A 24,103-nucleotide genomic window follows, 5' to 3' on the forward strand; every position below is an offset into this window, starting at 1 on the left:
GTAACGCAGCGACAAGCACTGTTACAGGTATTATTGCAGACTTTAGTGGCCACGGGTTGCTGTGTCGCTGATATTTTTCAACTGTTTGCGTCGTACTTGTCAGCGGAAATCACTTATCATCTGACTGGTGGTTAAAAAACACGCGCAATGGAGCCCACAGGGAGGGACAGGCCAATGTTTCAACTGATATTCAAAGGTGAGTGTTTGCCCGGGGTGGCCCCCGAGGCGGCCCGTGCCAACGCCAGAACCTTATTCAAGGCATCGCTGGAGCAGATCGACCGAATGTTCAGTGGGCAGCCGGTGGTGATCCGCAACCAGCTCGAGCAGGCCCAGGCTGAAAAGTACATCGCTGTGCTCGCCCGGCACGGGTTGAAAGCCTACGCCCAGCCCATGACCCGGGTGGAACCGGAACCATCACCTGCGGCTTCCGAGGCACCCGAACCCGCAGCTGCACCGGCCGCACCGCCAGCTTCAGGCCCCCGGGTGGAGCCGGGCGAGCGTCCCAGACTGGCCGGTGACCGGGTGGACAAAATCCTCACCGGGTCCGCGTTGTCACTGGCTCCCGTTGGCGTGACGCTCAGTGAACCCGGCAACATCGAAGCGCCGATGTTCGAGCATCTGGACGACTGGACCCTGGCAGCACCCGGCAGTGATCTGTCGGAACCCACGGAGCCGCCGCCGCCCATCGTTCCCGACACCTCGCACCTGTCACTGGCCGATGACCCGGGCGACGAGCATGACCGGTAAATGGCGCACGGGGTGAGCACTGAACGGCTGCTGCTGTTGTTGGTGGCACTGCTGCTGGGGACCGCCGGACACGCAAATGAAACCACCGAAGCGCCGGTAACCCGACCGGTGGTCGGGCTGGTGCTCAGCGGCGGCGGTGCCAAGGGACTCGCGCATGTGGGGGTCTTGCGGGTGCTGGAAGAAATCAAGGTGCCGGTCGATCTGATTGTCGGCACCAGTGCCGGCTCGGCGGTTGCGGCCCTGTATGCCCTGGGCATGCCGGTTGACGAAATTGAAGACCGCTTTGTCGACATGAACTGGTTATCCAGTTTTCAGGACAGTCCGGGGCGGGCCTACAAACCGGTGCGGCGCAAACAGGAAGACTGGCGCTATCCGGTGACGCCCGGGATCGGTCTGCGGGCCGACGGTGTGCACCTCGGTCGTGGGCTGATTTCCGGTCAGAATCTGGGTTTTATTCTGAACGAACTGACCCGGGATGCCGCTCTGGTGAAGGACTTTGATCAGCTGCCCATACCGTTTCGGGCGGTGGCAACGGACCTGGAAACCGGTCGCCAGGTGGTCATCGGAGACGGCCATCTGGCGGAAGCGGTGCGCGCCAGCATGAGCATCCCCGGGGTCTATGCCCCGGTCAGCAAAGACGGCCGGCTGTTGGTCGATGGCGGGGTGGCCAATAATATTCCCGTCAGTGTGGCCCAGCAGATGGGGGCCGAAGTGGTGATCGTGGTGGACATCTCCGACACCCTGGCGGCCGGAGACAGTCTGGCCGGGGCGTTCTCGGTGGTCAATCAGCTGACCACCCTGATGACGCGGCTCAACTCCGAAGCACAGCTTGAGCGACTGAGTGCGGCCGATGTGTTGATCCAGCCGGATCTGGAGGCCATTACATCGGCCGATTTTTACGACGCCCCCATTATCATCGAGCGTGGTGCCACCTCCGCCCGCAAACGAGCCGTTGCCCTCAACCGCCTCAGTGTGGACGCCGCCGCCTGGCAGCGCTATACCGACCGGCGCCGGCGGCGACAGTTCGAGCCGGGCCTCATCACCGACATCACCGTCAATAAAGATTCACGCCTGTCCGCGCAGTTTATCAGCTCCCGGGTGAGCCAGCGCATCGGCGAGCCGCTGGACGTGCAGCAACTGGAAGAAGACCTGAAGCAGATTTATGGCCTGGGCTACTACGAGACGGTCGCCTACAGCCTGGCGCCGGCGGACGGGGGTTCGGTGCTGGAATTGGACGTCGACGAAAAAAGCTGGGGGCCCAATTACCTGAGTTTTGGCCTCGGCTACGAAGATACCTTTACCGGTGACACTCACTTCAACATCGCCGCTGCCCTGCGCATGACCGAGTTGAACGCTCGGGGGGGCGAGTGGCTGACCGGGGTGCAGCTGGGCACCGAACCTTATGTGCGAACCGAGTGGTTCCAGCCGCTGGATTACAGCTTCCACCGGTTTGTGATCGCGGGGGCTGAATACGAACAACGAAACCTGAACGGGTTTGATGGCGCCGGTAACCGGATATCCGAGGTCAATGTGGCCCGCAGCCAGGCCGACTTTGCGTTTGGCTACGAACTGGAAACCCGGGGCGAGCTGCGGTTGGGGTTGACCCGGGGGTACGCCACGACCGACGGGCGGTTCGGCGGCGCGCCGGGTGGCGATACCAGAGTCAGTCGGGGCAGCTGGCATCTGCGCTACCTCTACGACACCATGGACGACGCCCACCTGCCCGGTGAGGGTCGGATTGTCGGTCTGAAAACCACCTTTGAACGCCCCGGGCTCGGCGGAGAACGGGATTACGATCGGGTGACCGCGATCTTCTCCGAGGCGCTGCAGTGGCGTCAGTATCATCTGGTGGGCCTGCTGTATGCGGACACGGTGGTCCGTGGTGAAGCAGGGGTGGAAGATTATGTGCTGCTGGGCGGCTTTCGCCGCCTGTCGTCGTTCAGTCACGGTGAAATTGCCGGCCAGGATGCGGCGCTGGTATCCGTGTTCGGCTATCGCAAGTTTGGCGGCCCCTTTGTGCCTTATTTTGCCGGTGCCGGGGTGGAGACCGGCAATGCCTGGGACAGTCTGGCGGATATCCGCAGTGCCACCCTGTTGCGCTCCTGGAGCCTGTTTGCCGGCATCGACACCTTCCTGGGTCCCGTCCAGGTGGCCGGTGCCTACAACAACGACACCGGCTGGTCCGGGTATCTGAAAATCGGTTATAGCCTGGGGCGCCTGTTCGACTAGCGGATCCCCCCGATGGGGCCAGCGCCCGTTACAGAACCGGGGCCAGCAGGCGGATCGCGCGGCAGGTGATCCGGAATAACAGAGATCGGTGGCTGTAATCGGTCTCCGTCATTTTGCGGCACAGCTGCAAATCCTGTTCCAGCATGGCGGTGACCTGGGCAACGAACGCGGGGGCGGTATTGAGCGCGGTGATTTCAAAGTTTAGACGCATGGAGCGGTTGTCCAGGTTGGCGGTGCCCACGGCCGCGTAACGGTCGTCCACCAACACCACTTTCTGGTGCATGAACCCCGGTTGGTAGCGGTAGATGCCGACGCCCGCGTGACTGGCTTGCACCAGATAGGAATAGGCCGCCAGCTGCACGAAGATATTGTCTGATTTCTGCGGGATCAGGATCTTGACGTCCACGCCCCGCAAAGCCGCCAGCTGCAGGGCATTGACCACCTGCAAATCCGGCACGAAATAGGGCGAGGCAATCCACAGCCGGGTGCGGGCATTGTTGATGCAGTTGAGAAAAAACAGGGTGCAGGTTTCATGGGTATCCGCGGGGCCCGTCGGTAGAATCAACACCTCCTGATCCCCCGGCAACGGGTCGGGTAGCTGCCAGTTCAGCTGCGGCGTGGCCCCGGTGGCCCAGCTCCAGTCTTCAACCCACGCCAGTTGCAGCCCCAGCACCGCTGGGCCGGTAATCTGGCAATGGGTGTCCCGCCATGGGGCCTGATGGGCGACGCTGCCGAGATATTCATCCGCCAGATTGATGCCACCCACAAAACCAATGGTGCCATCGCAAATCAACAGCTTGCGATGATTGCGGAAATTGATCTGAAAGCGGCGCCGGCGGATGTTGCCATCGCCGAAGGACGCCACGCTGGCGCCCGCTTTGCTGAGGGCGTTGAGGTAGCCCCGCGACAGGCCGAAACTGCCGATGTCGTCGTATCAAAAAAAACACCTTCACGCCTTCCGCCAGTTTCCGTTGCAGCACATTTTTTATACGTCGCCCGACCTTGTCAGAACGAACGATATAGAATTCCAGCAGAATGTAGTGTTGGGCCTGCTCCATGGCCGTAAACAGCGCCTGAAAGGTGGCTTCGCCGTTGCGCAGCAGTTCGCAGTGATTGCCGTTGGTGAAGGGCTGGCCGCCGAGCCGGCTCAGCAGGTGCAACTCATCCAGGGCATGCTGGTGCTCGGGACTGGCCACCCGATCGATCTTGTGCTCAAAATGGGTCAGCAGCGGCGCCAGTGAGCGCTCGCCGAGCCGCCGCGCCTGCACGTAGCCGCTGAACCGGTTGCGGCCAAACAGGGCAAACAGAGGCACCGCCAGAAAGGGCAGACCCAGCAGGGCGATGATCCACGCAATGGCGCCTTGCGGCGTTCGGTAGGACAGCAGTATGCGGTAAACGCTAAACAACGCCGTAGCATAGAGCAGGGTTATGCCCAGCGTGACAAAAGACAAATGCTCCATGGGCTGAATGTTCCTTGTGCGGGCAAGGCGATAGGGCGATCCCGGGGTGTTGGTCGCCTGGGTTGCATTGACGTGGCGCACCCCGGGGACGCAGAATGCCCGCTTCCATAATGTGTTTCAGTTCATGGGGGTGGCTTAGAATGAGTGTAGCATTGAACAGTCGGGTGACAGGGCAGGGAGAACCCCTGATTGTGCTCCACGGGTTGTTTGGTTCCCTGGAGAATCTGGGGGCCGTCTCCCAGCAGCTCAAACAGGATTATGAAATTCATGGCCTGGATCTGCGCAATCACGGTGGCTCGCCCCATACCGACTCGATGGACTACCCCGGCATGGCCGCAGATGTCATCGCTTATATGGATGCGCAGGGCCTCGGGCAGGCCCATTTCCTGGGGCACTCGATGGGCGGCAAGGTCGCCATGCAACTGGCGTTGAGCTATCCCCAGCGGGTCGCCCGGCTGATCGTTGCCGATATCTCCCCCGTGACCTACCCGCCCCACCACAACGAAGTGCTGGAAGGTTTGCAGGCACTGGATCTGCACGGGGTCACCAGCCGCAAGCAGGCGGATGAAGCACTGGCGCCGTATGTGGACACGCCGGGGGTGCGCCAGTTTTTGTTAAAAAACCTGGTGCGTCTGCCCGCGGATGAGCGTGAGGATGACAATCTGCAGTTTCAATGGCGCCTGAACGTCCCGGTGATCGTGGCCGATTACCCCAAACTGGCGCGGGCGCCGGAGGGGGAGGGGGCATTCGACGGCCCGGTGCTGTTTCTCAAAGGGGCCAATTCAGCGTACATTCAGACCAAGCATCATGAGCAGATCAACCGGCTGTTTCCGGATGCCGAGATACGGGTGATTGAAGACGCAGGCCACTGGTTGCACGCCGAACAAACCGCCGAGTTCGTCGCGTGCTGCCAGGCCTTTTTGAGCCGGTCGTTGTAATCCCGATCCGGTGCGGTAATAGTGTGTGACGGATATCTGCTACTCTGAGGTTCGCAGCTCAACACAGGCTTTGGCCTTATCTACACAGATTGAACAGGAGAACACCCAATGAGCGACGTAATGCCTGCGGGCGATCAAGAAGCCCGGTGCGTGGTTTATGACCGGTTTGGTGAAGCGGAGGTGTTGCGCACGGCCACTATGGCGGTGCCGGAGCCTGAGGCGGGTGAGGTCTGTGTGCGGGTGGCCGGCGCCGGACTCAATCCCATCGACTGGAAAACCCGCAAAGGGTTGGGCTTTGCGGCCCGTCAGATCGAAGATTCGCTGCCCTGGACCCCGGGCTATGACATGTCCGGAGAAGTGGTGGCCATCGGAAGTGGCGTCACCACCTTTGCGGTTGGTGACCGAGTGATGGGCATGATCGGGTTTCCCAGTGCGGGTGGCGGGTACGCCGACTACGCCATCGCCCGTGCCGACGAGTTGGTGATGGTGCCGGAAGAACTGGACCTGGTGACTGCCGGTGCGCTGCCGCTGGCGGCCTTGACCGCCTGGCAGGCGCTGTTTGAGGTGGGCAAGCTGGAGCCCGAACAGAAGGTGCTGATTCTCGCCGGCGCCGGGGGCGTTGGTCATTTTGCGGTGCAGTTTGCCTTTGCCCGGGGCGCCCACGTGATTGCCACCACATCGGAACGCAACACCGATTTTCTCGACAAGCTGGGTGCGCACGAGATTATCGATTATCACACCACCAATGTAGAGGAAGAGTGTTACGGCCTGGATCTAGTGCTGGACCTGCTCGGTGGTGAAGCGGGTAAACGAGCCCTGCGCACTCTGGGGGAGCAGGGCGTACTGGTGACCGTGCCTACGGTCACCGCGGATGAAATCATCTCCGCTGCGGAAGAACTGGGGCTGCGGGCCCACGGCATGACGGTGAGACCGGATGTGTTCCATCTGGAAGAGATTGCCGAGCTGATTGAAGACGGTGACGTCACCATTCACATCGACCAGCGCTATCCGCTGGAAGCCGCGGCCGACGCGCACCGCACCCTGGAAACCGGACGGGTGCGGGGCAAGCTGGTGTTCGACTGCCGACAGGCCTGATTCAGGCCGCCGGCTGGTCCGACGGGGGCTGGCCGGAGGCTTGTTCCCCGCGCTCTTTCTCGGGCTGCGGGGGCACCAGACTGATCAGCACCGAGCCACTGTCCGGGGACAGTTCCTGATCCGCGGTCACCGGGTTGATGTGGCCCTTGCCGTCGATCACAAACAGGACGATCGCCTGCTGGTCGTATTGCGCCTGAAATTCCTCATAGCCGAACGCATCGCTCAGCTGAGTGGTCTTGACCCCATACCCTTCGTGAATCAGGCTGGCCAGCCGGGAATAGCTGAGCTGGCCAAACAGTCCGCGGGTTTCCCGGATCTTCGCCGCGGTCTGGTGACGGGCATCCGGATCCTGATCGCCTTCCGTCAGGTTGTAGACATGGCGGTCGCCAAACCAGTCGAGAAAATGGTAGGTGGCCAGCGAGTTCAGATGCTTGTAGGGCGATATCACCAGCAGGTTGCCAATCCCGGTCAGGTCCAGATGAGTGGCTGCATACTCGGACACCGGGTTACCGAAATAGACTTTCAGATTGTCCATGCGCGCCTGACGCACGTTTTCCCAGTTGGTGTCGGTCAGCACCACCGGCACTTCGTGGTGGGCCAGCGCGGCCCCTATCTGCCGCGCCAGCGGGTTGGCACCCAGGATCAGAAAACCGTACTCAGCCGGTTCGGCCACTTTCAGCAGGCGCGCCACCGGTCGGGCAGTCAGGCTTTGCAGGGTGACCGTGGTGATGATCAGGATGAACACCAAAGGCACCAGCGCCTCCGCGTTGCCCTGACCGCTGTTTTGCAATTGCAGGGCAAACAGCGCTGACACCGCGGCCGCCACTATACCCCGGGGCGCGACCCAGCTGAGAAACAATTTGTCGCGCCAGTTCAGGCTGGTGCCAATCGCCGACAGGAAAACGCTGGCCGGCCGGGCCACCAGGATCAGCGCCAGTAACACAATAATCAGCGCCCAGCCCAGATCGGCGATGGCGCTGAACTGCACCCGCGCCGCCAGAATAATAAACAGCGCCGAAATCAGCAGCACACTGAGGGATTCCTTGAACTCGATGAGGCTGTCGGTCGGGACCCGTTTCATGTTGGCCATCCAGATCCCCATGACGGTTACAGTCACCAGCCCGGATTCGTGGGCAAACTCATTGGACAGGGTGTACACCCCCAGCATGAACATCAGCGTACCGGGGTTGTGCAGATACTGGGGCAACCAGTGATTGCGCAGCGCCAGACCATTCAGCCAGCCAGCCACCCCGCCGATGACCAGTCCCACCAGCAGGGTCTTGCCGAAAATGTACAGGGAATGGCTGAAGACGTTGCTTTGGCCCCAGGAAACAATGCCTTCGAACACCAGCACCGCCAGCAACGCGCCGATCGGGTCGATGATAATGCCTTCCCAGCGCAGGATGTTGGCGAGCTTGGCGGTCGGCTTGACGGAACGCAGCAGGGGCACAATGACCGTGGGGCCAGTGACCACCGAAATGGCCCCGAACAGCAACGCCACTTCCCAGGACACCCCCAGCGCCCAGCGGGCCGCCAGAGTGCCGACCAGAGCGGTCACCAGAGAGCCAATGGGGATCAGATTGCGCACCATGTTGCCGTGGCCGCGGATCTCCTCGTAACGGAGGGTGAGGCTGCCCTCAAACAGGATAATGGCCACCGACAGGGAAATCATGGGAAACAGCAGCTGGCCGAACAGCGGCTCCGGGTTGAGCCAGCCCAACAGCGGGCCCACCACCAGTCCGCTGGCCAGCAGAAAGAGGATGGCGGGCACCCGCAGGCGCCAGGCCAGCCATTGGCAGACAAGCGACAGTACGCCGATCATGGCGAGTAGAACGATCACGCTGACAGACATAAAGACTCAGGCTCCTTGCAGGTCAGATGTCACCCGCACAGCGGCGGTTAGCCTTGCCGGGCCTGTGTGGCAATGCGGTTGATCAACCGGGAAGCGGCGAACAACCCAAACGACGCGGTGACCGGACAGGCGGCACCAAAGCCGGTTGCACAGTCCAGCCGCATCGGGCCGTCGGCCACCGGCTTTTGCCGACACACCTCGCCACCGGCGGCCGGATACGTCAGCTGCTCCAGCGAGTAGATGGCCTCCACCCCGAAGCGGCGTTTGGGGTTGCGGGTGAAGTTGTACTCCCGCCGCAACAGGTTGCGCACTTTGGCCAGCAACGGATCCTGGGTGGTGCGGCTCAGATCCGCCACCTGGATCTGGGTCGGGTCCATTTGGCCGCCGGCCCCGCCCGAACAGATCAACGGGATTTTGTGGCGTTTGCAGTGCGCAATCAACGCGGCCTTGGACTTGACGCTGTCGATGGTGTCGATTACCCCAGTATGGTCTGCGGTGATCAGTTCGGCGACGTTTTTGGGGTTAATAAATCCAAAATGGATACGCACATCGGCCTGCGGATTGATGGCCGCCAGCCGCTCCGCCAGCACATCGGTCTTGGTCCGCCCGTATTGCCCCTGCAACGCGTGGGACTGGCGATTGGTGTTGGAGACACAGATGTCGTCCATATCGATCAGCGTAATGGTGCCGATGCCGGTACGGGCCACCGCCTCTGCGGCCCAGGAACCTACCCCCCCCAAACCCGCAATCACAATGTGGGCATTGCGAAAGGCCTCAAGGGCTTTGCGGCCATACAAACGCTCAATACCGCCGAAGCGGAAGCCGTAGTCATCAGTCATCATTGCACCAGCCCCATATCTGCTCCGGACAAATAAGGCGGAAGTGTAGCAAAAAACCCGGTGGGCCGAAGCAAAAGCCGCGCCGGCCTGGCCGTGGTGTCGGCCCAGCACAGGCCGGCGCACCCTTAGCGGATAAACGGATTGAGCAAGCGGGTGAACCGGCCGGTTAACCGGAGCGGCGCACTCAGTACGGACAGGGTGATGCAGTCCTCCTGACCCACCGCCACCGGGCGATGATTGTCTTGGCAATCAAGCACCACAAAATCCCCCTGATGAAACACGCCCTGTTGATCGGCAAACGCGCCCTGCAGCACAACGGTGATTTCTTCGCCGCGATGGGTGTGCGCCGGTGCGGTCCCCCCGGCGGCCAGTTTGAGCAGCAGCACCCGGTGACCTTGGGCAGGAAAACGGCTGGTCAGATCAACCACACCGACGTTCTTGAGTGACTGTTTCCAGGGGACTGAGGACAGGTCGGTGCCGAGGATGCGGGTCAACACCCCGGTAGCGCCGCCCGCAGAGGCAGGCGGGGCCGCTCGGTCGGCATCGATCCGTTCCAGTACGCGTTCGAACACCGAGGGCGACAGGCCGAGCTCCGGTTGCCGCTCCATCACCACCGCGCCCAGACTGTCGAGCGCATCGACGCGGTTGCGGCATTCACCACACAGGTCCAGATGCAGGCGGATACACAGAGCTTCAGCATCGCCCAGGTTGCCTGCGCTGAACTCCAGCAGGCGATGGAGGTCGGGGTGGTGGCGGATCATCATGGCGGGTCCTGCAGGATGACGCGCAGCTTTTTCAGCGCCAGGCGCACCCGGCTTTTGACGGTGCCCAGCGGAATGCCCAGTTCCTCGGCAACCTGCTGGTGTGACTTGTACTCCATATAGACTTTGGTGATGACGGTGATCTGATCTTCCGGTAACTGGCTTAACGAGGCGCGCACCCGGCGTTCCGACATCAGCCGGTGCAGAGAGGCCGTGGGGTCGTCCTCGTCGGTACCGGGAATCTGCCAGAGGTCGTCGGTTGCCACCGGCACTTCGGCGCCGGTGCGCTGCTGTTTGCGCAGCATGTCGATGCGCTGATTGCGGACGATGGTGAATATCCAGGTGGAGGCGGCCGCTTTGCGCCAGTCATAGGACGCCCCCTTGCGCCAAATCGACACAAACACCTCCTGCACCAGCTCATCCGCATGGCTGGTGAGACCATTGGCGAGGGCGTAATACTTTATTTTCGGGCCGAAGTGCACAAACAGGGCGTGAAACGCGGCCCGATCCTGATGTTTGCCGACCGCGCGCAGCAGCTGGCTCCAGTGGTCTTGCGGGCCGTCCGTGCGCACCGGCTTGTCTGTTGGCACCACAGTGTGCTCCTTGCTGTGGGCTGAGGCGGCCTGTGACTGTCCCATCATTCTATGCACTCGCTGCCGGGTTGTCAGTGTTGATGGTACGATTCCGCGCCCGGCGCGGATCAGCCCCCGGTGCCGCTCAGTCTTCCAGGTAGGTATAACCGCTGAGACCACTCTCCAGTTCGGCCATCAACGCCTGCTGCCGGTCACCGTCGAGATCGCTGGCGCGGAACTTCGCCTGGTAGGCTTGCAGCAGTTCCTGGGGTTCAAAATTGACGTACCGCAACACCTTGGCCACGGTGTCACCGGCGACCGATTCGCTGATGATGTATTGGCCGGCGTCGTTGAGACGCACATCCACCGAGTGGGTGTCGCCGAACAGGTTGTGCATGTCGCCGAGTATTTCCTGATAGGCACCGGTCATGAAGAAGCCCATCAGCAAAGGGTGGTCCGGGTCGTGCTCCGGGATCGGCAGGGTGGTTTCGATCCCCTGGCCGTCCACATACTGATCGATCCGCCCGTCGGAATCGCAGGTGATGTCCTGAATCACCGCCCGGCGGGTCAGCGGGGTGTTCAGCCGCGACAGGGGCAGAATCGGGAAAATCTGGTCTATTCCCCATACATCCGGCAGGGATTGAAACAGGGAAAAATTGACGAACAACTTGTCGGCGAGCTTTTCGTTGAGGTCGTCAATGATTTCCCGGTGGGCGCGGTTGCTGCTGTCCAGCGCCCGTTGCAGGGCCCGGCAGCAGGCGGTATAGATGCGTTCGGCGTCGGCACGCTCGGACAGGGTCAGCAAGCCGAGTGGAAACTGGGTGTGCACATCGCTCATGGCGTGCAGCACGTCGTGGTAGATTTCCACATGGGAGCGGGGCGAATTGTCCTCGTACAGGCTTTCGAAATTGCGCCACAGGTCCAGCAGGGGCGCCGGGGCGTCGGATTCCGGGCGCGAGGGAATCTCCGTTTCCGGGGGTTCCCGGTCTATCACGTTGGTAATCAATACGGCGTGGTGCGCGGTCAAGGCCCGCCCGGACTCGCTGATCAGGTCCGGGTGGGGGCAACCGGTACGATCGCACTCCGCCTGCAGGGTGTGAATGACGGTGTAGGCGTACTCAGCCACGCTGTAGTTCATGGAACAGCTGCTGCGGGTGCGGGTGCCTTCGTAATCCACACCCAGACCGCCGCCAATATCCACCGTGGTAACCGGTGCGCCCAACTGCCGCAATTCGCTGTAGAAGCGCGCGCACTCCCGCAGGCCGGTCTGGATGTCGCGGATATTGGCGATCTGGGAACCGAGGTGAAAATGCAGCAGTTGCAGACTGTCCAGGGCCCCGGCCGCCCGCAGGGTCGCCAGCACCTCCAAAATCTGGGTGGCCGACAGGCCAAATTTGGATTTTTCGCCGCCGGTGTTTTGCCAGTTGCCTTTGCCAATGGTGGCCAGACGCGCCCGCACCCCCAGCAGGGGGGTGACCTTGAGCGCGGCGGCCTCAGCCAGTATCAGCGGTAATTCAGACGGCTTTTCCACCACAATATACACCCGGTGGCCCAGCAGCTGGCCAATCAGCGCCAGCCGAATGTATTCGCGGTCTTTGTAACCGTTGCAGACGATCACCGAATTGGCCGGACAGACCCCGAGAACCGCCATCAGTTCCGGCTTGCTGCCCGCCTCCAGACCGATTTGATCCATGCTGGCGGCGGGTTCGGTGCGGATCAGTTCCTCCACGACCTGCCGTTGCTGGTTGACCTTGATGGGGTACACCACGGTGTAGCGTCCCTGGTAGTCCTGCTCCTGCGCCACCTGGTTAAAGGCATCGCACAGGGTGTTGACCCGGCTGTGCAGGATGTCGGTAAAACGCACCAGCACCGGCAGGTGAATGCCTTTACTGGCGAGGCGGTTGACCAGCGCGGGCAGGTTGATGGTGGTGTCCGGTTGATCGCGGTCGGTTCGAATCAACACATCGCCCTGCTGATCAACGTCGATATAATCTTCGCCCCAATGGCGGATGTTGTAGATCCTGTGGGCGTGCGCACCGGAAGATTCATTCATCGGGTAACTACCTGTCCAAAAGACGATGGGGTAAAACTGACTTCAGCCCGCTATTGTATGAGTTAAGGCGGCGCTCTAAAAGCAGACAATAATGAATCGCGGCCCGGGAAGGCCCGCGACTGATGAAAGGCTTCAGCTCGCGGCTGCGGGCACCTACAATGGCAGCCAGCAACCTACCCGGACAACCCGGAACCGTACATTATCGGAGAGCAGGCATGACCACACTAGCAGACGGTTGGTTTACAGAAGTATTTCAGAACGAAGGCACGGCCTTCTCGCTCCAGGTCAAGCGCAAGCTGCACGAAGAGCAAAGTGAGTTCCAGAAACTGGAAATCTATGAAACCGAAACCTTCGGAAATCTGATGGTGCTGGACGGCTGTGTGATGCTGACCACCCGTGACAATTTCCTGTACCACGAGATGATGACCCATCCGGCGTTATTTACCCATAAAGACCCGAAAAAGGTGGTCATCGTCGGCGGTGGGGACTGCGGCACCCTCAGAGAAGTGCTCAAACACCCCGGCGTTGAAGAAGCCTGGCAGGTGGAGATCGACGAGCGGGTCACCCGCCTGGCGGAAACCTGGTTTCCCGAGCTGTGCGAAGCCAACAACGATCCCCGCGCCAACTTCTTTTTCGGAGACGGGGTCAAGTGGATGACCGAGGTCGACCCCGACAGCCTCGATCTGATCATTGTCGACAGTACCGACCCGGTGGGGGCGGCGGAAGGCCTGTTTGCCCTCGATTTCTACCGGGATGCCATGCTGGCGTTGCGCCCGGGAGGGATCCTTGTGCAGCAGAGTGAGTCACCGCTGTTGCATACCGATACTATTATCAAAGGCATCCACAGCGATATGCGCAAGGCGGGCTTCGAACATGTGCACACCCTGCCGTTTCCCCAGCCGGTGTATCCGACCGGCTGGTGGAGTTGCACCATGGCCAGCAGGGACAACCCGGTCAGGTATTTTCGCGAGGAAGACGCCGCCAACCGGCCGTTTGTTACCCGATACTACAACCCGGGCACCCATCACGGCGCCCTGGCCATGCCACAGTTTATGCTCGACGCGCTGGAAGACTGAACGTCAACAGGGCACCCGCGGGTGCCCTGTATGCTTGCGAGGGGGGTTAGGGTTTGCTGACCACAAACTCGGGGTAGGCCTCCATACCGCACTCCGCCAGATCCACGCCGTCGTACTCGTCTTCCGCGCTCACCCGCAGCCCCATGGCCACCTTGATGAGACTCCAGACAACCAGGCTGGCGGCGAACACCCAGACAAAGATTGTCAGGGCACCCGCGATCTGCCCGACCAGGCTGGCGTCGGCGTTGGTCACCGGGACCAGCAGCAGGCCCAGCAAGCCACAGACGCCGTGCACCGAAATGGCCCCCACCGGGTCATCTATGCGCAGTTTGTCGAGGGTGAGAATGCTGAACACCACCACCGCTCCGGCGAGCAAACCGAACAGCAGGGCGGTCAGTGCCGAGGGGGTGGAGGGTTCTGCGGTGATCACCACCAGACCCGCGAGGGCACCGTTCAGCATCATGGTCAGGTCGGCCTTGCCGAAGCGCAGGCGCGCGGCCAGCAAAGCGGCAATCGCGCCACCCGCGGCGGCGGCGTTGGTGTTCAGAAACACCATGGCGACCGCATTGGCGCTGGCGATGTCCCCCAGTTTCAGGACCGAACCGCCGTTAAAACCGAACCAGCCCATCCACAGAATGAAGGTGCCCAGGGTCGCCAGCGGCAGGTTGGCGCCGGGGATGGCGCGGATCTCGCCTCTGGGGCCGTACTTGCCTTTGCGGGCACCCAACAACAGCACGCCAGCGAGGGCCGCCGTGGCTCCGGCCAGATGCACAATGCCGGACCCGGCGAAGTCACTGAACCCAAGATCACCGAGGGAGTAAAGTCCGAATACCGCAGCGCCGCCCCAGGTCCAGGCCCCTTCGAGGGGATAGATGAATCCGGTCATCACAATGGCGAAGAGCAAGAATGCCCACAGCTTCATGCGCTCGGCGACCGAGCCGGACACAATGGACATGGCGGTGGCGACGAACACCACCTGAAAGAAAAAGTCCGACGCGCCGGAATAGATAGAGCCGCCTTCAAAGCCGTCTTCGCGGCCGGCAAAGTCACCCAGCACTCCGCTGACGTCAACGGTGCTGATGCCGGCCAGAAGCAGCGGGCCGTCGTACATAATGGCGTAGCCGCACACCAGATACATGGTACAGGACGTCGCAAACAAGGCGACGTTTTTGGTAAGGATTTCGGTGGTGTTTTTGGCGCGGACCAGACCGGCTTCCAGCATGGCAAAACCGGCGGCCATCCACATGACCAAGGCACCGCACATCAAAAAGTAAAAAGTGTCTATGGCGTATTGCAACTGATAAACATTGCTTTCCATACGAAGCCCTCCGCACGAGGCTTGGTTAGAGTAAGGTGTTTTTTGCGTTGGTTTGCAGGTGGTTGGCTGGGCGCCTTAAACCGCTTCTTCGCCGGTCTCGCCAGTCCGTATCCGGATGGCTTGCTGCAGTTCGGTAACGAAGATCTTGCCGTCGCCGATTTTGCCGGTGTTGGCTGCCTTGGTGATGGCTTCGATGACCTGATCCAGCAAGCTGTCACCGATAGCGACCTCCACTTTGACTTTGGGCAGGAAATCGACCACGTACTCGGCACCCCGGTAGAGCTCGGTGTGGCCCTTCTGTCTGCCGAAGCCTTTGACTTCGGTCACGGTGACGCCTTGTACGCCAATCTCGGACAGCGCCTCACGGACGTCATCCAGCTTGAACGGCTTGATGATCGCAGTCACAAGTTTCATTGCTTTCTCCTTGGTCTAGTCGAGTCAGTGCCCGTTCCTCGCACACCCATCGTGCGGACGGCATGCAAGGTAGAAAGCACTGTGTGTGCCAACGCAAAAAAAACATTCAGAACCAGTCTGTTAAAGGCTGCTGAGGGCCGCAGTTCGCGCAGTTGTGCACCCTGTTGGTGCACCGGTCAGGGGGCCGAACCATTTCGGTGCGTGCCCGCGCCGCCAGCGTGGTCACAGTATGGCAGGACACACGATGTGTTACACTCCTTGCCATCGGTAACCTTGTCGTTCGCGGCGTGGCCGCCAGTTTTACCGCCCACGGTAATTTGAAAAAACGAGGTGATATGTGAAGGGTCCGCAGGATTTGTTAGCCCAGCTCCAGGGACAGTTGGGGCAGTTCGTACCGGATATGGCCAAGGCCGCCAAAGATGATTTTGAAAGCCACGCCCGGGCCACGGTGCTGTCGGTATTGGCCCGGCTTGAGCTGGTGACCCGGGAAGAGTTTGATGCCCAGCAGGCGGTACTGCTCAGAACACGGGCGAAAGTCGACGCGCTGGAGTTGCGGGTGGCCGAACTCGAGCAGACCCTGGCCAAACAGTGAACCACTGACCGGCGTGGCGACCGCCATGCCCGCCTGCAGTGAACAACGGGTGCCAGGGATCAGGCACCCGTATGCAACCGGATCAAACCATGGAAGGAACTCATGCTTGCCACCATCTACACCCGTGCGTGCCTCGGCGTGTCCGCGCCGCTGGTGACCGTCGAAATCCACCTGTCGAACGGCCTGCCGTCCCTGTCGATCGTTGGCCTGCCGGAAACCGGCGTCAAAGAAAGCAAAGACCGCGTGCGCAGTGCGCTGCTCAATTCGGGGTTTGAGTTTCCCGCCAAACGCATCACCATCAATCTGGCCCCGGCAGACCTGCCCAAAGAAGGCGGTCGCTTTGATTTACCCATCGCTCTGGGCATTCTGGCGGCGTCCGCACAAATTCCGGTCGACGCCTTGCACGGCTATGAGTGCCTCGGCGAATTGTCGCTGGACGGCGGATTGAGGCCGGTTCGCGGTGTGTTGCCGGCGGTGGTAGCGGCCCGCGCCGAAGGTCGGGCGTTGATATTGCCGGCGGCTAACGGAACCGAAGCCGCGCTGGCGGCCGGTGAGGATGTGCTGGCCACCGACCACCTGCTGCGGGTGTGCGAGCATCTGGCCGGTACAGCCCGGATTGCTCCGCTGGCGCCCAGGCCGGTTGCAGAGGTGGTGGTGCATGCGCCGGATCTTGCCGATGTCAGAGGTCAGCAGGTACCGCGCCGGGCTCTGGAAATTGCCGCCGCAGGCGGCCACAACCTGCTGTTTTTCGGCCCGCCGGGGACCGGCAAAAGTATGCTGGCCAGCCGTCTGCCGGGTATTCTGCCGCCCCTGGAAACCGAAGCGGCGCTGGAGGTGGCCAGTGTGTATTCCATCGCGGGGGAGGCGCCATATGCCAACTGGCATCAGCCTCCGTTCCGGGCCCCACACCACACCGCTTCGGCGGTCGCGTTGGTGGGCGGTGGGGGCAACCCCCGCCCGGGGGAAATTTCCCTGGCCCACCGCGGTGTATTGTTTCTCGATGAGCTGCCGGAATTCGATCGCAAAGTCCTCGAAGTTCTGCGGGAGCCGATGGAGTCAGGGCACATCGTCATTTCCCGCGCCAGTCGGCAGGTGACCTTCCCGGCCTCTTTTCAGGTGATCGCGGCCATGAACCCCTGCCCGTGTGGTTACCGTGGTCACCCCAAAATTGATTGCCAGTGCACCCCGCAGCAGGTGTTGCGCTATCAGACCAAACTGTCCGGTCCCCTGCTCGACCGGTTCGACCTGCACGTGGAGGTCCCGGTGCAGCAGGGTGAGGTCTTGCTCAACCGGCACTGCCAGAGCGAATCCAGCAGCCGGGTGCGCCAGCGGGTGGCCGCCGCCCGGCACCGTCAGTTGGCCCGCGGCAGCATCAACGCGGCCTTGACAGGCAGCCAGCTGCAGCGCCTGTGTGCGCTCGACGCCGCCAGCGAAGCGTTACTGACGCAGGCCATGGAACGCCTGGGGTTGTCGGCGCGGGCCTTGCACCGGGTGCTGCGGGTCGCGCGCACCCTGGCTGATCTGGACGAGACCGGGGCGGTGAGTCAACAGCATCTGGTGGAGGCTCTGGGGTACCGTCAGCTGGACCGGCCGGCGTTTCGCGGCACACCCTAGCGGCTTTGCCCCGCATCTGTAATCCGGCCCGGTCGGCAGAATCGACTATTCTTAAGGCGTTGTGCACACACAGTCGGGCACTGAGTGTGGCCCCCAGCACGATGGCAACGGCCACCCGGCACAGGAGGTGATGCGATGGATGAAATAGATACCAATGTGGGACTGATCTTCAGCAAGCTGAACGAATGGCTGGACGGACTCTTTGTGCTGCTGCCGAACATTGTGGTGGCAGTGGTGGTGGCGGTGTTGTTCTGGTTCCTGGGCCTGGGCGCCGCCCGCCTGGTAATCCGGGTTGCCAACAAGCGGGGGCGCAGCAGTTTGGGGGACGTTGGCGGCTCGCTGGTGCGCTGGGCGCTGGTCGTGGTGGGGGTTATGCTGGCGGTGACCATTGTGGCCCCCACCGTGACCCCGGGTGACCTGATTGCCGGTCTCGGGGTCAGCTCGGTAGCGATTGGTTTTGCGTTCAAGGATATCCTGCAAAACATGTTGGCGGGCATTCTCATCCTGTTGCGCCAGCCTTTCGAGGTGGGCGACCAGATTGTCTCGGGTGGGCATGAGGGGACGGTTGAGAAGATCGAAACCCGCGCCACCCTGATCAAGACATATGACGGCCGGCGTGTGGTCATCCCCAATTCAACCATCTATACCGACAGCGTGGTGGTGAACACCGCCTTTGCAACCCGGCGCTCCGAGTACGACATTGGCATCGGCTGCAACGACGACTGGCACACCGCGCGCGCGATTATGGAGAAAACCTGCGCGTCCGTTGAGGGGGTGTGCAGCGATCCGGCCCCGGAAACCATTCCCATCGCGCTGGGCGATTTCGCCAATGTGGTGCGCCTGCGCTGGTGGACCCAATCGGATCGGGCGTCCCAGATCCACACCTTCGGTGCGGTCCTGCAGGCGGTGTACAAGGCACTGGATGAAAAGGGCATCGACATGCCGTATCCGACCCAGGTGCATCTGTTCCACGATCAGACCGAGGAAGTCGATGGCGACCGGGCCCGACAGCGGGAAGGCTGGCCCGCAGGCCCTGGTGAGGTGCCCAAGCCTGAGAAAGCGGTCGAGCGGAACAGCCAGTCCAGTGCGGATTGAGTGAACAGGCACTGCCGCAACGGGCAGCAGGGGGGGGTGAGTCTGATAAACTAGACACCGAATCGTTTATCAGAATCACCTGACCGGTCAGCCGGTCGCTGAGGAGTCAGCATGACAGATCCACAACAGCCGTCCGAAGAGTCACCGATCACCACCCGCCGGGGTATCCGCAGTTTTGTACTGCGCCAGGGGCGCATGACCGTGGGGCAAAAAAGCGCTTATGAGCGCAGCTGGCCCAAATTCGGTCTGACCCGTGAGCAGGGTGTGATTGACCCCCGTGAAGTGTTTGGCCGGGAAGCCATGCTGAATCTGGAGATTGGTTTCGGCATGGGGAAATCACTGGCGGAGATGGCGGCGGCGGCACCCGAGCAGGATTTCATCGGGGTGGAAGTGCATCTGCCCGGTGTCGGTGCCTTGCTGAAGGAAATTGAAGACCGGGGGCTGGAGAACATCCGTATCTACGCCATCGACGCCAATGACGTGATTGACCTGTGCTTGCCGGACGCTGCGCTGGACCGGGTCATGGTGTTCTTCCCCGATCCCTGGCACAAGAAACGTCACCACAAGCGCCGCCTGGTACAGCACGAGTTCATTCAGCGCATCCGCCACAAGCTGCGGGTGGGCGGTATCTGCCATCTGGCGACCGATTGGGAGCCCTATGCAGAACACATGATGGCGGTCATGGCCGACTCGGAAGGGTTCGCCAATACAGTGGCCGGTCATGAGTTTGCGCCGCGCCCGGATGACCGTCCGGTCACCAAATTCGAGCAGCGCGGTGAACGCCTGGGGCATGGGGTGTGGGACTTGCTGTTCCGGCGCACCAATTAGCCCGGCGGGATACTAGCCATTCAGGGGCCGGCGCCGGGCGGCACGCACCACCACCAGTCCGGCGGCCCCAACCAGCAGGCAGGTAAATTTGAGCAACGATAACACGGTGGCGGTCAGCGCGATGGCATCGGAAGGTGAGTGCAGATTGCTCAGCAGTAACAGGCTTTCGACCACCTGGCTCGCCCCGGCGGTGGCAAACAGCACCTTGACGAAGGTGCCGATTTGTCGTTCCCGTACGCCCGGACGATCCAGCAACAGGTAGCGGCACAGGATTAGCAAAGTGCTCAGGTAGACCGCCACAAACCCCAGATCCAGCCACAGCAGCAACCGGGCCCAGAACAATCCTGACTCGCCCCAGCTGGCAATCACCAGACTGGCATGCTCAGCGGTAGCGGCCATCTGCAAGCTGAACAGCCCCCGGGGGGCGGCGTCCGTGTGCAGTGTCTGATTGATCAGGACCAACACCGCAAAAAAAACCAGCGACAGCACCAGTCCGGACTTGAGCGTGCGTGGCATGGGAGGCAAGGTACTCACAAAAAACGCTCCAGCAAAGTGTTCAGATAGCGCTGCCCCAGCAGGGTGGTCTGCAGTCTGCGGGGATGCAGCAAGTGTTGGTCGCGGAGTTCTGCGAGTACCCCGGCAAGGGGGGCCAGAGGTAAGCCGGTGCGGCGCGGGTAGAGCGACTCGTCAACACCGGCGGTGAGCCGTAAGGCGTTCATCATAAACTCCAGGGTACGCTCCTCCGGCGCTATGGGTTGCCGCCCGGAGGTTCGACTGCCAATTCGGTTGAGGTAAGCGTCTGGCTGGCGGGTTTTCCAGTAACGCTCTATGTCACCGTTAGCATAGGTGATTTTGCCGTGGGCACCAGCCCCCAAGGCCAGATAGTCACCAAACTGCCAATAGTTCAAATTATGACGGGAGGCGGTGCCCGGCCGCGCCCAGGCGGACACCTCATAGTCGCTGAATCCGGCCTGCTGCAGGCGCTGTTTGCCCGCCTCATAAATCGCCCAGAGACGCTCGTCGTCGGGCAGCACGGGCGGTTTGCTGTAAAACTCGGTGTTGGGTTCCACCGTCAGCTGATACCAGGACAGGTGGGTGGGCTGCCATTGCAGCGCGGCATCCAGATCGGCGAGGGCATCGTCGACGGACTGCGCGGGCAGACCGTGCATCAGATCAATGTTGAAATTGTCGAACCCGGCCGCCTGTGCGGCTGCGATGGCCCGGTGAGCCGCCTGATCGTCGTGGATACGCCCCAACGTCTGCAGGTGGACCGGATTGAAACTCTGCACGCCAATGGACAACCGGTTGATGCCGGCTCGGCGGAAGCCTTCAAAGCGGCCTTGTTCGAGCGTGCCCGGATTGGCCTCGAGCGTGATTTCAGCATCTTTGGCGATGCGCAGGTGCTGCGCCAGCAGGGCGAACAGCTGCTCATAAAACCGCGGCGACATCAACGAGGGGGTCCCCCCGCCGATGAAGATGGTTTCGACCGTCCGTCCGGCGCTCAGCGCCAGATCTGCCAGCAGGTCGTCACGTAAGGCGTTCAGATACGCTTGTTCCGGCAATTCGCCTTGAAAGGTATGGGAGTTGAAATCGCAATAGGGGCACTTGCGCACGCACCAGGGGACGTGAATGTACAGGCTCAATGGCGGCAACCCGGGGACGGCAGGCATTGCGTAAACGCTCATGGGTGCGCTGACAGTTCTTTGGCCAGCAGTTGCAGCGCCTTGCCGCGATGGCTGATGCGGTTTTTGTGCGCGCGGCTGAGTTCGGCCGCGCTGCAGTTTTCTTCCGGTACCCAAAACACCGGATCATAGCCGAAGCCGCCTTGGCCCCTGGGGCTGTGCAGGATGCGCCCGGCCCAGCGGCCGTGACAAATGATGGGCACCGGATCGTCGGCGTGGCGCACATACGCCAACACGCTATGAAACTGGGCGCTGCGCTCCTCGTCCGGCACGTCCTTGAGCGCGCGGAGCAGGGCGTCCACGTTATCGGCATCGCTGGCATTATCGCCGGCGTAACGGGCCGAGCGCACCCCGGGCGCGCCTTTGAGTATGTCCACCGCAATGCCCGAGTCGTCGGCCAGCGCCGCCAGCCCGGTCACCTGCGCCGCGTGGCGGGCTTTAAGCAGGGCGTTTTCGACGAAGGTAATGGCGGGTTCTTCGGCGTCACTGACGCCCAGTTCGGCCTGGGCGATCGGGGTTATCCCCAGCGGGGCCAGCAGCGCGGCAAACTCGGCCAGCTTGCCTTTGTTGTTGCTGGCGATCACCAGTTGTGTGGGTGTGTTCATGGCTTCTCGTTATACAGAGTGTGCGCGAAGCGGACCGGCAGTTCAGCGTTGCTGCCGGTCGGCCGCGCGGTGATTTGAAAGGTCAGCAACTCCGCTTCGCGGTACTGGAACTCGGCGATGAAGTAGATGGCATCGCCTTCCTTGATGCGCCGGAACGCCAGAAAGCGCACCTGCTGGATGTCATTGATCACCCGGCCTTCCATCTGGGCGGGCACCGTCTGGAGGCCGCCCAGCTCGTTTTTCTGCATGACGCTGACGTTGACAATGCCAATGGCCCGACTGCGGTTGAGGTTGTTCGCCGCGGCCACTTCGGGGCTCAGGAAAGTGCTTGGAAATACGCTGTAGTGCACCTGATGGGCACCAAAATCCACCACTTCCGCGGCGACCTGAGCGCTCAGGCCGGCCAACCCAAGGGTGGCCACCAGAACCATGACGTAGTGACGTAGGCGGGTCATTGTATATCCTCCTGTCGGGTGATCCGGTATATGGCGATCTGCCCCAGCATGTTGGGCCAGAGCTGGCTGAACCAATGATTCCGGTGCTGGCCGTCAACCACTGATCGGTCCATGATCCGGAATTGTCTGCTGTGACACAGCGCTTCGAAATCCTTGAAGGTACACAGGTGAATGTTAGGTGTATTATACCAGCGGTAGGGCAAAGTTTTGGATTCCGGCATGCGCCCGCGGCGCATCAGGTACCAACGCAGTCGCCAGTGGGCGAAGTTGGGGAAGGTAACAATGACCTCACGGCCCAGGCGCAGCATTTCTTCGAGAACCCGGTCCGGACGCCGCACCGCTTGCAGGGCCTGGGTCATCAGGACCACATCAAAGGACTGATCGTCAAAGTTTTTCAGCCCCTGGGTGTCCAGGTTTTGCTCGATCACCGAAACCCCGCGGGCCATGCAGGTGGTAATGTGATCCGGATTGATTTCCAGACCGAAACCGGTGGCCTGTTTTTCCTGCTGCAGGAAATCCAGCAAGGTGCCATCCCCGCACCCCAGATCCAGCACGTGACTGCCCGGTTGAATCCATTGCGCAATGATTTCCAGATCGGCTCTCACTTGTTGACCTCCCGTGCGACGCGATCCATATAGGCGCCAAAGACCTGCATGTAGCGGGGGGACGGAATCAAAAAGGCGTCGTGCCCCCAGGGCGAATCGATTTCCGCATAGCTGACGCGATTTTTTGCCGCGATCATGGCCTTGACCAACTCCTCCGAGCGTGCCGGTGTAAACCGCCAGTCGGTGCTGAAGGACAGCACCAGAAACTGACACCGGGCCTGCTGGAGCGCCCGGGCCAGATCGTTGTCGAACTCATAGGCGGGATCGAAATAATCCAGCGCCTTGGTCATCAACAGATAGGTGTTGGCGTCGAAGGATTCAGAAAAGCGCTCGCCCTGGTAGCGCAGGTAACTTTCCACCTGAAACTCAGCGTCGTAACCGAACTGGTAGACCTGTTCCCGCAGTTCCCGGCCGAATTTTTCTCCCATGGAGGCGTCGGACAAATAAGTGATGTGGCCGACCATGCGGGCCAGCATCAGCCCCCGGCGGGGCACCACCCCGAAATCCTGATAGCGCCCCGCGTGAAAATCGGGGTCGGAAGTGATGGCCCGGCGTGCCACTTCGTTGAACGCGATGTTCTGCGCAGACAGCCGCGGGGTTGAGGCGATGATGAGGGCGTGCCGCAAGCGGTCCGGGTAGGTGAGGCTCCATTGCAGCGCCTGCATCCCCCCCAGGGACCCACCAACGACGGCGGCCCAGCAGGCGATACCCAGCCGGTCGGCCAGAGCGGCTTGCGTGTGTACCCAGTCCTTGACGGTGACCACGGGAAAGTCCGGACCAAACGGCTGGCCGGTGCACGGGTCGATGGAGCTGGGGCCGGTGCTGCCGTTACAGCCTCCCAGATTGTTCAGACAGACCACAAAGAACTTGTTGGTGTCTATCGGTTTGCCGGGGCCTATGCAGCTGTCCCACCAGCCCGGCTTGCGATCCGCCAGACTGTGGTACCCGGCCGCATGGTGGTGGCCACTGAGGGCATGGCAGATAAGTACCGCGTTACTGGCGTCGCCGTTCAGGGTGCCGTAAGTTTCGACCACCAGATCGTACTCGGTCAGTGTCTGGCCGCAGGCAAGCGTAATGGGCGTGTCAAAATGCAAGGTCTCCGGGGTGACAATCCCGACAGAGTCCGGAGGCAGGGAATCGGGCATCGGCGCAACAGGTTCCTGGGTTCAAGCTGTAAGGTCTGGCGGCGCGTGATTGCAACGGCCGGCTGGCCAGTCTAAAGGCCGACAGCCATGCCTGCAACCTTGCGGCCGGGCGTATCGCTGCCAGCGTG

Annotated in this window: 22 protein-coding genes and 1 pseudogene; 9 read left to right on the plus strand and 14 right to left on the minus strand. The window is 61.6% G+C overall.

What is annotated here, in order from left to right:
- Positions 1-174 precede the first annotated feature (174 nt).
- Both BG841_RS08310 and BG841_RS08315 read left to right on the plus strand, forming a co-directional pair.
- Positions 175-747 (plus strand): hypothetical protein, encoded by a 573-nt coding sequence (locus BG841_RS08310; RefSeq protein WP_070057231.1) that lies wholly within the window; start codon positions 175-177, stop codon positions 745-747.
- A gap of 12 nt (positions 748-759) precedes the next feature.
- Entirely contained in the window at positions 760-2,976 is a 2,217-nt protein-coding gene (locus BG841_RS08315; protein WP_228141627.1) for a patatin-like phospholipase family protein, read from the plus strand.
- A 28-nt stretch (positions 2,977-3,004) separates the two neighbouring features.
- Here BG841_RS08315 and cls read toward each other — a convergent pair.
- A pseudogene (gene cls, locus BG841_RS08320) lies at positions 3,005-4,436 on the minus strand (cardiolipin synthase).
- A 140-nt stretch (positions 4,437-4,576) separates the two neighbouring features.
- On the opposite strand from cls, the gene BG841_RS08325 reads away from it, so the two are divergent.
- Together BG841_RS08325 and BG841_RS08330 are read left to right on the plus strand one after the other, a co-directional pair.
- A complete protein-coding gene (locus BG841_RS08325; RefSeq protein ID WP_070057233.1) occupies positions 4,577-5,374 on the plus strand; it encodes an alpha/beta fold hydrolase in 798 nt (265 codons plus the stop codon).
- A 108-nt stretch (positions 5,375-5,482) separates the two neighbouring features.
- Entirely contained in the window at positions 5,483-6,469 is a 987-nt protein-coding gene (locus BG841_RS08330; RefSeq protein WP_070057234.1) for an NADP-dependent oxidoreductase, read from the plus strand.
- A gap of 1 nt (position 6,470) precedes the next feature.
- Here the strand turns inward: BG841_RS08330 and BG841_RS08335 are convergent, their stop codons facing one another.
- From BG841_RS08335 to speA, 5 genes are all read right to left on the minus strand, one after another.
- Positions 6,471-8,321, minus strand: a complete 1,851-nt coding sequence (locus BG841_RS08335; protein ID WP_070057235.1) for a cation:proton antiporter — start codon at positions 8,319-8,321, stop codon at positions 6,471-6,473.
- Positions 8,322-8,368: 47 nt separating this feature from the next.
- Entirely contained in the window at positions 8,369-9,163 is a 795-nt protein-coding gene (tcdA, locus tag BG841_RS08340) for a tRNA cyclic N6-threonylcarbamoyladenosine(37) synthase TcdA (RefSeq protein ID WP_070057236.1), read from the minus strand.
- Between the two features lie 122 nt (positions 9,164-9,285).
- Complete coding sequence (locus BG841_RS08345; RefSeq protein ID WP_322853366.1) at positions 9,286-9,924, minus strand: ChrR family anti-sigma-E factor; 639 nt, start codon at positions 9,922-9,924, stop codon at positions 9,286-9,288.
- A complete protein-coding gene (locus tag BG841_RS08350; RefSeq protein WP_228141628.1) occupies positions 9,921-10,514 on the minus strand; it encodes a sigma-70 family RNA polymerase sigma factor in 594 nt (197 codons plus the stop codon). The genes BG841_RS08345 and BG841_RS08350 overlap by 4 nt, the downstream gene beginning before the upstream one ends.
- Positions 10,515-10,638: 124 nt before the next feature.
- A complete protein-coding gene (gene speA, locus BG841_RS08355; protein ID WP_070057237.1) occupies positions 10,639-12,546 on the minus strand; it encodes a biosynthetic arginine decarboxylase in 1,908 nt (635 codons plus the stop codon).
- Positions 12,547-12,761: 215 nt separating this feature from the next.
- On the opposite strand from speA, the gene speE reads away from it, so the two are divergent.
- Positions 12,762-13,622, plus strand: coding sequence for a polyamine aminopropyltransferase (gene speE, locus BG841_RS08360; protein WP_070057238.1), 861 nt, complete (start codon positions 12,762-12,764; stop codon positions 13,620-13,622).
- A 46-nt stretch (positions 13,623-13,668) separates the two neighbouring features.
- Here speE and BG841_RS08365 read toward each other — a convergent pair whose 3' ends face one another.
- Both BG841_RS08365 and glnK read right to left on the minus strand, forming a co-directional pair.
- A complete protein-coding gene (locus BG841_RS08365; RefSeq protein ID WP_070057239.1) occupies positions 13,669-14,940 on the minus strand; it encodes an ammonium transporter in 1,272 nt (423 codons plus the stop codon).
- Positions 14,941-15,015: 75 nt separating this feature from the next.
- Complete coding sequence (gene glnK / locus BG841_RS08370; protein ID WP_070057240.1) at positions 15,016-15,354, minus strand: P-II family nitrogen regulator; 339 nt, start codon at positions 15,352-15,354, stop codon at positions 15,016-15,018.
- A 337-nt stretch (positions 15,355-15,691) separates the two neighbouring features.
- Between glnK and BG841_RS08375 the strand changes: the two genes are divergently transcribed.
- The 4 genes from BG841_RS08375 to trmB all read left to right on the plus strand — a co-directional run bounded on the left by BG841_RS08375 (position 15,692) and on the right by trmB (position 19,483).
- Entirely contained in the window at positions 15,692-15,946 is a 255-nt protein-coding gene (locus BG841_RS08375) for an accessory factor UbiK family protein (protein ID WP_070057241.1), read from the plus strand.
- A 102-nt stretch (positions 15,947-16,048) separates the two neighbouring features.
- On the plus strand, positions 16,049-17,560 hold the full coding sequence (locus BG841_RS08380; RefSeq protein ID WP_070057242.1) for a YifB family Mg chelatase-like AAA ATPase: 1,512 nt from the start codon (positions 16,049-16,051) through the stop codon (positions 17,558-17,560).
- A gap of 135 nt (positions 17,561-17,695) precedes the next feature.
- Complete coding sequence (locus tag BG841_RS08385; protein WP_070057243.1) at positions 17,696-18,655, plus strand: mechanosensitive ion channel family protein; 960 nt, start codon at positions 17,696-17,698, stop codon at positions 18,653-18,655.
- Positions 18,656-18,766: 111 nt separating this feature from the next.
- On the plus strand, positions 18,767-19,483 hold the full coding sequence (gene trmB, locus BG841_RS08390) for a tRNA (guanosine(46)-N7)-methyltransferase TrmB (RefSeq protein ID WP_070057244.1): 717 nt from the start codon (positions 18,767-18,769) through the stop codon (positions 19,481-19,483).
- A gap of 12 nt (positions 19,484-19,495) precedes the next feature.
- Here the strand turns inward: trmB and BG841_RS08395 are convergent, their stop codons facing one another.
- The 6 genes from BG841_RS08395 to metX are packed head-to-tail and all read right to left on the minus strand — an operon-like array spanning position 19,496 to position 23,975.
- Positions 19,496-20,017 (minus strand): hypothetical protein, encoded by a 522-nt coding sequence (locus tag BG841_RS08395; RefSeq protein ID WP_228141629.1) that lies wholly within the window; start codon positions 20,015-20,017, stop codon positions 19,496-19,498.
- Complete coding sequence (gene hemW, locus BG841_RS08400; protein ID WP_228141630.1) at positions 20,014-21,153, minus strand: radical SAM family heme chaperone HemW; 1,140 nt, start codon at positions 21,151-21,153, stop codon at positions 20,014-20,016. Before hemW ends, BG841_RS08395 begins: the two co-directional genes overlap by 4 nt.
- Before the next feature lie 11 nt (positions 21,154-21,164).
- Entirely contained in the window at positions 21,165-21,770 is a 606-nt protein-coding gene (gene rdgB, locus BG841_RS08405; RefSeq protein WP_070057247.1) for an RdgB/HAM1 family non-canonical purine NTP pyrophosphatase, read from the minus strand.
- Complete coding sequence (locus BG841_RS08410; protein ID WP_070057248.1) at positions 21,767-22,225, minus strand: DUF4426 domain-containing protein; 459 nt, start codon at positions 22,223-22,225, stop codon at positions 21,767-21,769. The genes rdgB and BG841_RS08410 overlap by 4 nt, the downstream gene beginning before the upstream one ends.
- Positions 22,222-22,830 carry a methionine biosynthesis protein MetW gene (gene metW, locus BG841_RS08415; protein ID WP_070057249.1) on the minus strand — a complete coding sequence of 203 codons (609 nt, stop codon included), beginning with the start codon at positions 22,828-22,830 and terminating at the stop codon, positions 22,222-22,224. The genes BG841_RS08410 and metW overlap by 4 nt, the downstream gene beginning before the upstream one ends.
- On the minus strand, positions 22,827-23,975 hold the full coding sequence (gene metX / locus BG841_RS08420; RefSeq protein ID WP_070057250.1) for a homoserine O-succinyltransferase MetX: 1,149 nt from the start codon (positions 23,973-23,975) through the stop codon (positions 22,827-22,829). The genes metW and metX overlap by 4 nt, the downstream gene beginning before the upstream one ends.
- Positions 23,976-24,103: the final 128 nt, after the last annotated feature.

The sequence above is a fragment of the Marinobacter sp. X15-166B genome, assembly GCF_001752365.1.
Lineage (GTDB): Bacteria > Pseudomonadota > Gammaproteobacteria > Pseudomonadales > Oleiphilaceae > Marinobacter.

Excerpts from the sequence above, each read along its gene's own strand:
- BG841_RS08325 (WP_070057233.1), top strand. The coding sequence starts at position 4,577 with ATGAGTGTAGCATTGAACAGTCGGGTGACAGGGCAGGGAGAACCCCTG.
- trmB (WP_070057244.1), top strand. The coding sequence starts at position 18,767 with ATGACAGATCCACAACAGCCGTCCGAAGAGTCACCGATCACCACCCGC.
- glnK (WP_070057240.1), bottom strand. The coding sequence starts at position 15,354 with ATGAAACTTGTGACTGCGATCATCAAGCCGTTCAAGCTGGATGACGTC.
- tcdA (WP_070057236.1), bottom strand. The coding sequence starts at position 9,163 with ATGATGACTGATGACTACGGCTTCCGCTTCGGCGGTATTGAGCGTTTG.
- BG841_RS08365 (WP_070057239.1), bottom strand. The coding sequence starts at position 14,940 with ATGGAAAGCAATGTTTATCAGTTGCAATACGCCATAGACACTTTTTAC.
- BG841_RS08410 (WP_070057248.1), bottom strand. The coding sequence starts at position 22,225 with ATGACCCGCCTACGTCACTACGTCATGGTTCTGGTGGCCACCCTTGGG.
- BG841_RS08330 (WP_070057234.1), top strand. The coding sequence starts at position 5,483 with ATGAGCGACGTAATGCCTGCGGGCGATCAAGAAGCCCGGTGCGTGGTT.
- BG841_RS08385 (WP_070057243.1), top strand. The coding sequence starts at position 17,696 with ATGGATGAAATAGATACCAATGTGGGACTGATCTTCAGCAAGCTGAAC.
- speA (WP_070057237.1), bottom strand. The coding sequence starts at position 12,546 with ATGAATGAATCTTCCGGTGCGCACGCCCACAGGATCTACAACATCCGC.
- BG841_RS08380 (WP_070057242.1), top strand. The coding sequence starts at position 16,049 with ATGCTTGCCACCATCTACACCCGTGCGTGCCTCGGCGTGTCCGCGCCG.
- speE (WP_070057238.1), top strand. The coding sequence starts at position 12,762 with ATGACCACACTAGCAGACGGTTGGTTTACAGAAGTATTTCAGAACGAA.
- BG841_RS08345 (WP_322853366.1), bottom strand. The coding sequence starts at position 9,924 with ATGATGATCCGCCACCACCCCGACCTCCATCGCCTGCTGGAGTTCAGC.
- metX (WP_070057250.1), bottom strand. The coding sequence starts at position 23,975 with ATGCCCGATTCCCTGCCTCCGGACTCTGTCGGGATTGTCACCCCGGAG.
- BG841_RS08310 (WP_070057231.1), top strand. The coding sequence starts at position 175 with ATGTTTCAACTGATATTCAAAGGTGAGTGTTTGCCCGGGGTGGCCCCC.
- hemW (WP_228141630.1), bottom strand. The coding sequence starts at position 21,153 with ATGCCTGCCGTCCCCGGGTTGCCGCCATTGAGCCTGTACATTCACGTC.
- BG841_RS08335 (WP_070057235.1), bottom strand. The coding sequence starts at position 8,321 with ATGTCTGTCAGCGTGATCGTTCTACTCGCCATGATCGGCGTACTGTCG.
- rdgB (WP_070057247.1), bottom strand. The coding sequence starts at position 21,770 with ATGAACACACCCACACAACTGGTGATCGCCAGCAACAACAAAGGCAAG.